The organism is Pseudovibrio axinellae (assembly GCF_900110875.1).
GTDB lineage: Bacteria > Pseudomonadota > Alphaproteobacteria > Rhizobiales > Stappiaceae > Pseudovibrio > Pseudovibrio axinellae.
Genome location: NZ_FOFM01000015.1, coordinates 15,851 through 28,949 on the forward strand (window position 1 = coordinate 15,851; position 13,099 = coordinate 28,949).

General features: G+C 47.5%; 10 protein-coding genes. 4 read left to right on the plus strand and 6 right to left on the minus strand.

The features are described from left to right. Nucleotides 1-502 precede the first annotated feature (502 nt). The gene (locus tag BMZ51_RS20510; protein ID WP_275078230.1) at nucleotides 503-1,996 is read left to right on the plus strand and encodes a BCCT family transporter; all 1,494 of its coding nucleotides are present in this window, start codon (nucleotides 503-505) and stop codon (nucleotides 1,994-1,996) included. A 780-nt stretch (nucleotides 1,997-2,776) separates the two neighbouring features. Here BMZ51_RS20510 and BMZ51_RS20515 read toward each other — a convergent pair. Further along, nucleotides 2,777-3,454, minus strand: coding sequence for a hydrolase (locus BMZ51_RS20515; protein ID WP_068011003.1), 678 nt, complete (start codon nucleotides 3,452-3,454; stop codon nucleotides 2,777-2,779). 92 nt (nucleotides 3,455-3,546) lie between these two features. Next, nucleotides 3,547-4,248, minus strand: a complete 702-nt coding sequence (locus BMZ51_RS20520; RefSeq protein ID WP_068011005.1) for a pirin family protein — start codon at nucleotides 4,246-4,248, stop codon at nucleotides 3,547-3,549. A gap of 124 nt (nucleotides 4,249-4,372) precedes the next feature. On the opposite strand from BMZ51_RS20520, the gene BMZ51_RS20525 reads away from it, so the two are divergent. The 3 genes from BMZ51_RS20525 (at nucleotide 4,373) to BMZ51_RS20535 (ending at nucleotide 6,840) form a co-directional block, all read left to right on the plus strand. Then, a complete protein-coding gene (locus BMZ51_RS20525; RefSeq protein ID WP_203416278.1) occupies nucleotides 4,373-5,245 on the plus strand; it encodes a LysR family transcriptional regulator in 873 nt (290 codons plus the stop codon). Nucleotides 5,246-5,350: 105 nt separating this feature from the next. Then, nucleotides 5,351-5,683 carry a putative quinol monooxygenase gene (locus BMZ51_RS20530; RefSeq protein WP_161941259.1) on the plus strand — a complete coding sequence of 111 codons (333 nt, stop codon included), beginning with the start codon at nucleotides 5,351-5,353 and terminating at the stop codon, nucleotides 5,681-5,683. 2 nt (nucleotides 5,684-5,685) lie between these two features. Continuing rightward, nucleotides 5,686-6,840 carry a low temperature requirement protein A gene (locus tag BMZ51_RS20535; RefSeq protein ID WP_068011011.1) on the plus strand — a complete coding sequence of 385 codons (1,155 nt, stop codon included), beginning with the start codon at nucleotides 5,686-5,688 and terminating at the stop codon, nucleotides 6,838-6,840. Between the two features lie 149 nt (nucleotides 6,841-6,989). Here the strand turns inward: BMZ51_RS20535 and BMZ51_RS20540 are convergent, their stop codons facing one another. The 4 genes from BMZ51_RS20540 to tssH form a co-directional block, all read right to left on the minus strand. After that, a complete protein-coding gene (locus BMZ51_RS20540; protein WP_068011013.1) occupies nucleotides 6,990-7,889 on the minus strand; it encodes a pentapeptide repeat-containing protein in 900 nt (299 codons plus the stop codon). 31 nt (nucleotides 7,890-7,920) lie between these two features. Further along, the gene (locus BMZ51_RS20545) at nucleotides 7,921-8,796 is read right to left on the minus strand and encodes a type VI secretion system-associated protein TagO (protein WP_082825760.1); all 876 of its coding nucleotides are present in this window, start codon (nucleotides 8,794-8,796) and stop codon (nucleotides 7,921-7,923) included. Then, on the minus strand, nucleotides 8,786-10,309 hold the full coding sequence (locus tag BMZ51_RS20550; RefSeq protein WP_208979605.1) for a sigma 54-interacting transcriptional regulator: 1,524 nt from the start codon (nucleotides 10,307-10,309) through the stop codon (nucleotides 8,786-8,788). The genes BMZ51_RS20545 and BMZ51_RS20550 overlap by 11 nt, the downstream gene beginning before the upstream one ends. Before the next feature lie 94 nt (nucleotides 10,310-10,403). Continuing rightward, the gene (gene tssH / locus BMZ51_RS20555) at nucleotides 10,404-13,097 is read right to left on the minus strand and encodes a type VI secretion system ATPase TssH (protein WP_068011016.1); all 2,694 of its coding nucleotides are present in this window, start codon (nucleotides 13,095-13,097) and stop codon (nucleotides 10,404-10,406) included. Nucleotides 13,098-13,099: the final 2 nt, after the last annotated feature.

Sequence of the window (13,099 nt, forward strand, 5' to 3'; positions counted from 1 at the left end):
AAAAATAGTTGCTTAAAGTCTGGCTCACATGTCTTGCCCGAAACTGATTAGATGATCGCTTCAACTTGAACCGACGACGCTCTCCTACATGGCAACCTCAGCGGGCGCACCAACATGCCCGTTCACCTCTCTCATCTCTTCGCCATTGACAGTACAGTCAGTCATACCAGTGAGTCGCCAGATTAATATATTAACTCTCAACACCTTAACCCGCTCTCTAGTTTTCATTCTCTGAAATGCCAGCTCAGGCAAATTGACCAACCGAAGGCTAAGTGTTGGCTGTTAAACCCGGCAGGTGTAGCCTCTGCATTATTCGCCAAGCATTGTTTAAGGCCGCTTATACTCGTTTTATAAGTTTCTGCTTTAACCTATAAACGCACAGACTGAACCCAAGCGGTTGAGCCGAACATTACATACCAGCAGATTCGCTTTATGGCGTATCCCAAGCTGAGCACTGGAGGATATCAACATTAAGGCTCCAGATGATAAGATCAACAAGCCTTTGTTCGCCATAACGGGCGGTTTCATTGTGCTGTTTTGCCTCGTCGCACTGTTTGACCTTGAATTACTTTCGACCATCGTGGATCAAAGCTTTGATGTTGCAGCAACGTATTTCGGCCTGTTTTGGCAAGTGTTCTTGCTGCTGACTTTTCTGGTCAGTCTTTTACTTTGCCTTTTACCTGGAAGTCGGGCAGTCATGGGTGGAACCACCACCCCAGATTTTACGCTTTTTCAGTGGGTGGGCATGACGATGTGCACGTTGCTGGCTGGGGGAGGCGTATTCTGGGCGGCAGGCGAGCCAATTGCCCATCTGCTTTCCCCCCCACCTATTTTTAACGTTGAGCCCGACACAGTAGAAGCACTGAATGCTGCGCTTGCCCAAAGTTTCCTGCATTGGGGGTTTCTGGCCTGGGCAATTTTGGGTTCCCTAAGCGCCATCATGCTGATGCACTACCATTATGATAAGGGCTTACCGCTTGCACCGCGAACCCTCCTTTATCCGGTGCTGGGTGAGCGCGCCATTCATGGGACTATTGGCCTTCTCGCGGACGCCCTTTGCGTTATTGCAGTGGTCGCAGGAACTGTTGGCCCCATTGGCTTTCTCGGCCTCCAGTTAAGTTATGGATTACACGACCTTTTTAATATACCTGACACGCTGACGACGCAGTCCGTACTGATCGTGGTGCTGGTTATCATCTATACCATTTCAGCTATTAGCGGGCTCACTAGAGGAATTCAGCTCCTTAGCCGCATGAACGTTATATTAATTACTTGCCTGTTGCTTTACATTCTCATTGCAGGCCCTGGCGCATTCATCTTAAAAAGCTTTTTCTCCGGCTATTGGTTTTATTTGAAGAATTTTTTCGATATGGCACTTTATCGCGGCGAAGCAGGCATATTTGGCCCCCCAGGGTGGCTGGGGTGGTGGACCGTCTTTTTCTGGGCTTGGTTTTTGGGCTATGGGCCAATGATGGCCGTATTTATTGCACGTATCTCTCGTGGTCGATCCATACGCTCGATAATACTGCTCCTATCCGTCGTCGCTCCAGTGCTGACAAATGTCTGGTTCGCGATCATAGGGGGCGCTGGCCTTGCCTTTGAGCTCCAACAAGTTGGCTCCATTTCAGCCCCGTTTGAGGGCTTCAACTTGCCTGCGGCGCTGCTCGCAATCAGCAGCCAGTTACCCTTTGGTCTTGTAATTTCGATACTATTTCTAATCCTAACCACAGTTTTTGTTGCTACCACCGGTGACTCGATGACCTATGTCATCTCATCAACCATGAGCAGAGAGGGTGCTCCAGCCACGCCCATTCGCGTCTTTTGGGGAATAGCAATGGGCCTGATGGCTATTATTCTGATCTCCGTTGGGACCGGCGGAATTTCCAAACTACAAAGTTTCATCGTGATCACTGCAGTCCCCGTCTCAATTCTCCTAGTGCCTTCCATCTGGGACGCACTCAGGATCACCCTTATGAAGGGCAGGACACAGTCATAGGCCCGCCTACATTGTCTGTTCCGCCACCGGTTGTGTTTCAAACAGCGTAACGTGCCGCTTTTTCAGGACAGCGTTTTTCCTACAGCGTTAAAGGCCCGGAATCGACAAGTGTATTAATAGGCTGGCCCATTGCTTCATTATCAGAGTAAATGATTGTTGATCTTTCAAAGCTCTCGCTCCCCCCTCGCTGAGGTTGCCAAAAAACCAATTAGATATAGCTAGCAGCGAAGGTACTAAGTAACCGAGCCAAAGGATGATATGATCATCTCTTGTTAGGACGGCATGAATTGCGGAAATGCTGTAAGATAAAAAATCGTTATCGTAGGATTTAGGTCATTCGTAATGACGCTTTGTAAAAATGCTTTAATGCGGCTTCAAAATGATTTCGCAAAGGGCGCCATCCCCGAGGCTTATCCAGCTAAACGATTGCAATTGCCACAGCCTTGATGCCTAATCATCCAAGATAGATTGCGCCAAGTATTTTAATTAGGAGACATGCCTTCGCTGACTGGGCCAGATTGATCGCGGTCCCAAGACAAGGCCGTTTGGATTTAAAAAGCAGTCACGATACTAGCTATGTTCGAAAAATCTCCTTTCTTTTCAGCGAACGGAACAGTCCTGGAGATGCCCCCCGTTGTGCTTGGTGAAACCACCAGAAGAGGCGCCATTAATGTAAATCTGAAGACAGTTCAAATTTCCATGGCGGTCTCTTCTAGCAAGCATCTGACTGTAAATGCAGTATTTAGAGATCTTAGATTTTACTGTTTTCGGAAAGCAGAGCTAGCTGAAAACAGTGTCCCGCCGAGGCCCGTGCTTTATACGTTCATCAGCTTTGTGAACCATCGTGTAGGCATAATCGACCCCCATGCCATATGCTCCCGAATGTTCCCTGACAATGTCCATTACAGCTTCGTAGGTTTCCCGGTGGGCCCAATCCCTTTGCAACTCCAACAGAACCTGCTGCCATGTTACCGGGACAACACCTGCTTGGATCATTCGCTGCATGGAGTAATCGTGCGCCTCAGTTGAAGTGCCGCCTGAAGCATCTGCAACCATGTAGATCTCATAGTGGCCTTCAGCCATAGCAGAGCAGGCAAACATGGTGTTGCAAACCTCAGTCCATAGACCTGACACAACCACTTTACGACGTCCGTTTTGCCTCAACGCCTCGCGTACTTTCTCGTCGTCCCACGAGTTCATCGAGGTCCGTTCGAGAATTTCATGCTGCGGCAACACGCCTAAGAGTTCTGGGTATGTATACCCAGAAAATGAAAGAGTTTCCACGGTCGTAATAGTCGTTGGAATGTTAAACACCCGCGCCGCTTTGGCAAGGGCGACCACGTTATTTTTTAAGGTCTGTCGATCGACTGAAGTGACACCAAAGGCCATTTGAGGTTGGTGGTCAATAAAAATAAACTGACAGTTTTCTGGCGTCAATAAATCAAGTTTTGAAGTCATAGCGTCACCTTTAGGTCGTTGACAAACCCCACCCTTTTGAGGTGGGTTTTCTCATTTTTGGTGTCATAAATGATGATTAGAATGATTGATCTTCACTGCGGCACATCGAACAGCAGCACGTTCACTTGAGTTTCTGCCTCCAGGATGATTGAGCTTTCGTTTTCGATCGCAAAACCATCTCCATTTTTGGCACTCTCACCGTTGATACGAGCATGGCCGTCGGCGATTTGGACCCAGTACTTCCTGCCCGCTTGCGTTACAAACTCTGTCCGATGCGCTTCGTCAAATTTGCCGACAAACACTTGTGCGTCCTGTTTAATGAAAAGTGAGTCACCGCGTCCGTCGTTCGACACAACTACGCCGAACCTGTTCGTGGTTAGCGCAGGATCAAACCGCTTTTGCTGATAGCCGGGTGCTGTGTCGTGTTGATTTGGCTCGATCCAGATTTGTAGGAAATGAACCTGCTTGTCATCGAGCCCATTATATTCGCTATGAGTTACGCCACTTCCTGCGCTCATTACCTGAACTTCACCAGGGGTGATCGTGGAGGCATTTCCCATGCTATCCTTGTGGGCCAAAGCCCCCTCGATTACATAGGAAATAATTTCCATATTCTTATGTGGGTGTTTGCCGAAGCCAGCTCCTGGAATGACTCTGTCATCGTTAATAACCCTTAAAACCCCAAAGCCCATGTGATCTGGGTCATAGTATTGGCCAAATGAAAACGTGTGCATGCTCTTCAGCCAGCCAGCGTCTGTTGGGCCTCTGTCATCCCTATATCGTTTCGTCTGCATGTTACTTGTTCCACCTGTTGTTCAGAGCTATGACAGGAAGATAGGGCAGTTGAATCAATATGATAATTGAAGACAATTCGCATTCAATATTCTATATAATAGCGGAATGGATAAACTTGCGAATATGAAAACTTTTATACTGGTGGCACAAAGTGGAAGCTTTGCAGATACTGCCAAGAAATTGAATGTCGCGACATCTGTTGTAAGTAAACGCATCAAAGACCTTGAGGCCTATTTGGGGGTCTCGCTGCTTCAAAGAACAACACGTAAAGTTCGCCTGAGTGATGCTGGATATGGATACCTCAAGGACGTGTCTCAGGTTCTGGAGAACCTTGATGAAGCCGAAGCTGCGATCCGGTATAGCAACCAGACTCCGACGGGGGAAATCAAACTTGCTGCTCCTTTGAGCTTTGGAACGAAATATCTGGGTCCGGTGATCGCCCGGTACCTTCAAAAGCATCAGCAGGTGGAGGTAAGCACTTATCTTTCTGACCGAAAAGTCGATTTGGTAGAAGAAGGTTATGACTTAGCCATACGGATCGGACACCTCTCCGACTCGGCCTTGATTGCCAAGAAAATATTGACTTGTAGAAGGGTGGTCTGCGCTAGCCCTGCTTATCTTTCCAAGTATGGACGGCCACTCACGCCCTCAGACTTATCTCAGCATAATTGCATGAAATATGACGAAAGAACAGAGGGAAAAACGTGGCGATTTCAAGTGGATGGCACGAAATTCATGCAACCAGCCCCAGGGCGCTTTTCTTCCGATAATGGTGACCTCTTGTGTGAAGCTGCTGTTGCAGGCTGCGGAATAACATATCTGCCCACATTCATAGTGGGAAAGGAGATTGAAGCGGGGAGACTAGAGGTTGTTTTGGATGAGTTTGAGGAACAAGATTTTAGCATCTACATTATCTACCAGGATAAAAGACACCTTTCCTTTAAGGTGCGAAGCCTCATAGATACGATCACAGATGCTTTTAGAGATGGGCTATAAAACCACTCGTCTCGCTCCGCCAAATCCTATTGATTTATGGAAGGCACTCTTGCTTGGCTGCGTCTAGCACAAATCGATATGTTGCGCTCCGCTCTAGAATCTATCATGAATTCACATAGGTTAGAGTTTGGAGGCAAAATGTATATTATTAGTGGCAGCTTTAAAGCAAAAGATGAGTGTCGGGCGGACCTGATATCCATGGCAAAAAAACTCATCACACCTTCTCAAGCTGAAGAAGGGTGTATTTCCTACAATGTTTATGAGTCCCCTCTTAATCCTGGAGAGTTTCTTTTCTTTGAAAGATGGAAAACCCGAGAGGCAATTACCAATCACTTTGAGCAGCCCTACTTTAAGGATTTTAGCCAGAAGTTTCCTGCAATGATTGTTGGGTCTGCGCAAATCGAAATTCATGAAGTAAAAGGAACAGAGCAGGTTTGAGCATGTTTTCGTCGTTGATGCAGAGCCCCAGGTTGCGGGCACATACTGAAGACCGACATGCAACATGGCTCGAGTTATTTTTCGACCTTGTTCTTGTCGCGGCAATTGCACAAGTTGCTCATCTGCTGGTAAAGGCAAATACTCTTAGCGAGGGTGCGGTTTACGCTGGTTTGTTCCTTCTTGTGTTCTGGGTTTGGTGTGGTCATACCATCTATTCCACCCGTTTTGATTTTGGGGATCCGGTCTTCAAGGTTCTGACCTTCTTCAATATGTTTACGCTCATAATAATGGCCGTAGAAGTTCACAATGTTGCCCATGGACATGCCTTTACCTTCGCGCTCGCATATCTTAGCTCAAGACTATTGCTTCTTTGTCTGTTAGGGCGAGCGTTCTACCACGTTCCTCAGGTTCGCAAAGGTCTAAAAGTTTATATCGTCGGCTTCGGTATAGGCACGCTAATCTGGGCAAGCTCCCTGTTCTTCCATGCGCCCCATATCTATTGGATATGGGCAATTGCAATAGGGTTTGAATTGCTGGTCCCTTGGTATATCTGGCGTAAGGGTGACGCCGATATGCAAGTGAGTTCAGAGCATATACCAGAACGGTTCGGCTTGTTTACAATCATTGTTCTTGGGGAAAATATTTTCGCCGTGGTGAACGGGCTTAAAGACCTCTCCTGGAATTCCGCTAGTGTTACTGTTGCTGTGCTTTCGTTTGTGTTAGCTGTTGCGATATGGTGGAGTTACTTTCAGCGTATAGAGCAGGCCTCTGAAAATTTACGACTAGGATCAGGGCAGCCCTACATTTACAGCCACTTCCCAATTCTTTTAGGCATTGTAGCTGTTGGAATTGGCGCACTGCGGCTCATCATAGAAAGCAACGATGATAGTATTTCGCTTGCTACCCTTGTGATTTTGCTCGGCGGTTATGCCTCGTGGTGGTTAGGCATTACCCTTCTCTCCCTCATCACACGGCCCCAAAGCGCACGGGGCGGGCAACTGATCATTGGCAATCTTTTCAAGCTGATCATACTCGCGTTAATAGGCCTGTATGGAAGGGATCAGAGTGCAATAGAGGTTATCGGAGCGATCTGCACCCTCGCTCTAATCTCATTTGTCTGGCAGACGCGCGAAATATGGAACTACAAAAAGCTCTGAGGAAATAGGGGAGCATCTTTACGCTCCCCTATTATCCCTAACCCACACAAAGTAACAAGAGTTCTACCATATAGCGCAAGCGTTTAGGCTTTTCATGAGCAGCCTATGGCGTAATAAGTTTGATGAATGATGCAACTAGAAGCACAGCGTCAGATGATGGGTGGACGGATTACTTTACCCTTATCATTAATCACTTGAACTGAAGCCCATTGTTCAACGGAGAAGAGGTCTTTCCACTTGTCTTCAACACGAGCCCGACTAACATCGGCATTGTTGAAATTGGCATTTGTCAGATCTGCATCGTCAAACACACTGTCGCTTAGTATACAATAACTTAGATCCGGGTTTGTTTTCTGAGTCTTTGACGTCGAAAGAAGGGTGTGTGTTAATCCTCTAAAGTATCCACCAGATAAGTCCAGCTGGATATAACTGGTTTTCTTTCCAAAGCGTTGTTTAAGCTCGGAGACCTTATGGAGCGACGTCATAAGTTCTCCACGTGAACGGGCATGTTCCTTACCAGCCATGAGGTTTCTGCGCTGCTCTGAGCTTGTGCTGCGGATATGTGCTGCCAGCAATTGCAAGACATCTCCGTGGTGGTCTTTCGTGTTTGATTTCGCAATTTCTGAAAGAATGACAATTCCTGCTTCGCGGAGCGCAGCGTTACTTGATTCCAACAGCTCTGCTGCTTTTGTAAACTGGCCTAACACATAATTCCGACGTGTCTCTTTCACAGCAGAAAAGGCAGATGTGGCTATGTAGGCTAACAACAAAAAGGCAGGCACCGCCACAAGGACCATGAAGAGTGAGCCCAGCCCAGCAGCCACATTGTAGAAGACTGCGGTTTGTTCAATAGGTGTGTAGGGTATACCTTTTGGTACCGGTAACCCATTACGGAACATTTCAATTTTTCCGGCAGCTAATACTACTAGGTTTCGCACCATCGAGTATTCGTCTGGAATGAGATTCAAGTAATCACAGATAAGATAGACTGGGATTGCCAGGAAGCCCAAGGTGATGAATGTGACTGCAATACGAAAACTATACTTCATGAGAATAATGCCGTGATCCTAATTGTTTCGTCTACCAATGACAGGCACGCCGAATGGGCTTCAGTAAGTCTTTAAGGTTAGCTGTTTCAAAAAGGTAAGCACGAGATTGCCCCCCAATATCTACTTCAAACTGAACACGCTCAACTTGGGACCAACGATTAATATGCGCAATGCTGGTCAACCCTCGCGGACTTATAAGAACCCGCTTACTTTCCGCAGCCTGCCACATATCATCCTGAATTTGCTGGTCTTTCAACAAAACCCGTAAGGGCACTCGTCGCGCAGGGAGCGGGCCATTCAAGATAAGTGCTGCTGTTGTAATATCGGCAACACAAGAAAGAAGCAGGATTGCAGGCTTTTCGCCCGCGGCTGTATCAGCTGAACGAAACTCTTTCATGCTCAAGTAGACATTTGTGGCACCTGGTTCGATTACTGGTTCAGGCCTGTTCTCTTGGAAAGTAGCTTCTACTTTTTCTGGAATTACGGTCGATGAAACTCGTTTTGATTTCTTTTTTGATCGCTCATCTTGAATATCTTCCCACCTGAATCTGGCGGGGTGACCAAGGCTTCCAAATCGGAACTGCCAATTGCGATCATTGGTTTCACGACCCTTCTCCATCAACCTGGCTTGATGCTCCAACGGACCATCTTCTGCATCAACATTCTTGACAAACGCAGGTAACGGCTCCTCTGCCGTGAGTACCTCAAGGGGTGTTTCAAATAGCCGATCAAAGCACGCAAGCCGATCAACGCGGCCAACCGTCTGGGTGCATTGGTGCAGTGTTTGCGTGGAGATAGTCAGCAAGTCAATATTCGTGGCAGCTGCAAAAGAACTGCTTAAAGTTGCGCACACTGCACTCGTTACAAGAAGGGAGCGAACACAATACCCTACTCTGTTATGTGTCATGTTCAAATTCCATGGTTTGGCTATTAAAATTGAGAAGCTTGTTTGCAAGGGTTCGTCTTGGCAGACGCAGGAATTCCGCCATCTTTCCACGATCACCAGAGAACCGATCAAATGCAGCACGCAACAAACGCTGTTCATAGTTGGCGAGGCTTGATCGTAATCCAATATCTTGTAGTACGCCGTCTTCCTGCCTAATATCAGAAGGTGTTGCCCCGACGCTGCCATAGGCGTCACCGGAGACTTCAAAACCTGCCTTGCCTTCTTGAATCGCTTCGTCGATGACGTTTTCTGAAATAACCAACTGTCCCTCAGACAGGAAAACAGCCTTAATCATACAGTTTTGTAGTTCGCGAACATTTCCTTTGAACTCAGCAGATTGAAGCCGAGCTTCCGCTGCGTCACTTAAAGACTTAGTGGTTTCTCCGCTAGAAACCGCTATTTCCTGCAGAAAGAACCGCGCCAAATGCAGAATATCTCCGTCCCGCTCACGTAGAGGTGGGAGCGCAATTGCCAATTGAGAAATCCGGTAGAACAGGTCTGAACGGAAATGTCCGCGGTTAACCGCATCACGCAGGTCCACATGCGTTGCAGTGATAAGACGAAAGCTTACAGGCTCACTGTGTTCTGCACCGAGAGGACGAACTGTTTTTTCCTGGAGGACCCGAAGTAATTTGACCTGCAACTCGAAAGAAAGGTCCCCTATTTCATCAAGAAAAAGTGTCCCCCCAGAAGCGCGCTTAATCAAACCGTCACGATTGCTATCAGCACCTGTAAACGCACCTTTTTTGTAACCAAACAGTTCACTTTCGATCAAATTTGGTGGCAGTGCTGAGATGTTCTCTGCGATATACGGCCCTTTCGCACAAGTTGATAGCCGGTGGAGTGCGCCGGCAACTACCTCTTTGCCAGTGCCTGTCTCGCCTAGAACCAGAACGGAATATCCATTCTGTGCAAAGCGAGCAACTTGTTCACGAACCTCGGAAATCTGAGTTGAACATCCAACTAGTTTTTCAGAGAGCACCGCATCGATCTGCTGTTCTCGCATGTTAGAATTAGCGACAACGAGTTTCTCGTTTTGCTGATGTTCTTTTAACGAATGCAAAAGCGGGCGTAGCAGGTAGAATGATCGCCAGAGTAAAAGTATAGACTGGTGATGATCATTCATTTTGTCTTCATCGAGTGCAGAAACAAGTAAAAACACGAAGACTTGGTTTGGTTTATCTTCCTCTGAGCTGCCTTGGATCGAGAACCAGTGTCCTGCAATTGTCCCTTGTCGTCCAAACAAGGCAGTGCTCAGGTCCTCAGGTCTGGATGATGTGGGTGGCTTTTTATAGAAAAATGAAGCAGCTTTGAGGCCATTTAGCTCGCTGTATGGTTGTCCTTCAAGCTCTGTACTTAACTCAGGAAGCTTAGCGAAAGGCATTCCACCATCACATGCCATAGGGACGAGTTTACGACCTGTGATGTCAGGTAAATACACAGCGGCAGCTTGGGCATGAGTGATAGCCATCATTGATTTTAACACCTCTGCTTGCAGAGATTTCAATGATCTACATGCCATAAGCGACATCAGCAGGTGAATGGTGGAGAGCCCCTTCATAACAAAGCTAAACCGCCTCCAACATCACTTCATCTGTGACTGACTTCTTTTGCTCTGCGTAAAGTGCTGCAAAGGAAAAACCTTCGGCCTCCTCAGGGCAATCAATCGTGATCGCCTCTATGTGTTCGCCGCTATGACCAGCCTCCAAGAGTTCAATAGAAAGGGTCGGTAGGAGCTGGCGCTGTATAACCTGGTCCACCAGGCGTGCCCCATTGGACGCTACACGACACATTTGCGTAACGCGTGAATAGGCGGCGTCAGAAATAGTCAAAGCAACCTTCTGTGTATCCTGAAGCAACGAAACCAACCCGTCCAAACGCATTTTCACGATTTGAGCCAGAACATCCTCGGAAAGAGGCATATAAACCAGCGGTTCCATACGCGCGAGCAACGCAGGTTTGAAATGTTGAGCAAACAATGGGGTCAGTGAGTTCAGCATCGAAGTATGGCTAGGTATCTTGCCTTCTTCAGCTGTAGCAACCCAGTTTTCAATCTGATCTGAACCCAGGTTACTTGTAAGAAAGAAAACGATGTTGCGGCAGTCGATAAGACGGCCTTCACCATCAGCCAATTCGCCCTTATCGAAAGCTTGGTAGAATAGGTTCAAAACATTTGGATCAGCTTTTTCAACTTCATCCAGCAACACAACAGAGTATGGTTTCTTTCGAATGGCTTCGGTCAAAATACCACCCTCGCCATACCCAACATAACCTGGAGGAGAACCGATCAAGCGAGAAACTGTGTGACGTTCCTGATATTCTGACATGTTGATGGTGGTTACAAATTCCTCTCCGCCAAACAACCTCCGCGACACCTCCAAAGCAGTTTCTGTCTTGCCTACACCAGAAGGTCCGGCAAGGAGGAATGTGCCTAAAGGTTGGCCCTTTTTATGTAAATCAAGGCGGGAGGCACGCAGTCGAGACTCAATGGCCTCCAGTGCAAAATCCTGTCCTTTAATGGACTGCTTCATCGTATCAGCCAGAGTCAGCAAGCGGTGATAGTCATCCTGAACCATGGAGTTGATCGGAATGCCTGTCCAATCGCCAATGATCGCGGCTATTTCCGTCGGCCCAACCTCAACAGAAACTAATGGATGGTCTCCAGCTTCCTCGCTCAGCGCAGCTCGTTGACGTGTTAAGCAAGCTTGTGCTTCCTGCAACTCGTCTTGACCTATCGTTTCAGGTGACTGCTTAAAGAGCTCGTTTCTAACCGAGATGAACTCACCAGCAAGGGTAACTTGCGTCGTATGCTTTTGGCTCAACTCTGCCCTGGTCTCTTCCAATTCAACGAGTTGATCTGCAATAGATGCTATCTGTTCAAGTTGCTCAGGTTCTAACGGGCCGGTATATTGATCGCGCTTTAAGCCTTCCTGCTCCCAGTTCAACGTTTGAATACGCTGCTCAATATCTTGAAGTTCAACAGGAGAGGTATTTGCACCTGAGCGCACGCGAGCACATGCGGTATCCAAAACATCAATCGCCTTATCAGGCAGTTGCCGCCCTGTGATGTAGCGTGCTGATAGGCGCACGGAGGCGTTTATTGCCTCTTCAGTTATGTAAACATCATGCGCATCTTCGTAGGCTTGCTTGAGGCCCCTCATAATAATGATGGCCTCATCAATTGATGGCTCATCTAGTTTCACGAGCTGGAAGCGGCGAGTTAATGCAGGGTCTTTCTCAAAATACTTTTTATACTCAGACCAAGTTGTCGCGGCGATCGTCTTTAGCTCTCCGCGCGCGAGTGCCGGCTTTAGAAGGTTTGCGGCATCCGATCCACCTTGGTCGCCTCCAGCACCAATCAACGTATGTGCTTCATCAATGAAGAGTATGATCGGCTCTGGACTGGAGCGAACTTCGTCGATCACTCCTTTCAGGCGCTTTTCAAATTCTCCCTTCATTGAAGCACCAGCTTGTAATGCCCCAATATCAAGGCCCCAAAGTGCAACATCTTTGAAATGCTCTGGCACATCGCCTTTTGCAATTCTCAGCGCTAAGCCTTCTGCAAGTGCAGTTTTGCCAACCCCAGCTTCACCTACACAAATTGGATTGTTCTTACGACGACGACATAAGATCTCGATGATCTGGCGAATTTCATTATCGCGGCAGAAAATCGGATCAACTTTCCCCTCCCGGGCAAGCTGCGTGAAATTGGTTCCATACTTTTGTAAGAAACCATCAGCCCCCTCACGTGCAGGTGAATTAGCATCCTGTCCGCTATGGTCATTTTCGAAAGAACCTGCCGTTAGCTCTGCGAAATTGCGGCTCAATAGGTCTGGCGATACTTGCTGCAGCAGGCTGTAATAGTCCATCTGCATATAACGGCCAGCTTCATTCAGCAGCGCTATAAGAAGAGCCCCTGAACGAATTGTTTTATCACCCTGTTCAACAGATGCCACCAACCATGCATCCTGTAGTAAGTCTTGAAGCATGGGAGAAAAGGTTGGCGTGCGATCAGAATTAACCCTTCGATATCGGTTAAACGTCGCGTGCAATCGTTCATTAAGATCGTCAGGGTCTACATTTTGACTCTGCAAAAGTAAGCGAATATCAATTGCCGGTTGAGATACCAGAGAGATAAGAAAGTGCTCTACAGTAACTTCTTGATGAGAGTTTGAAACACACAGACTAGCGGCTTCTTCAATCGCTTGACGACAACATGGGTTGAGCCGCTCAATAAGAGCCTTAATTTCCAGCCTAGCCATAT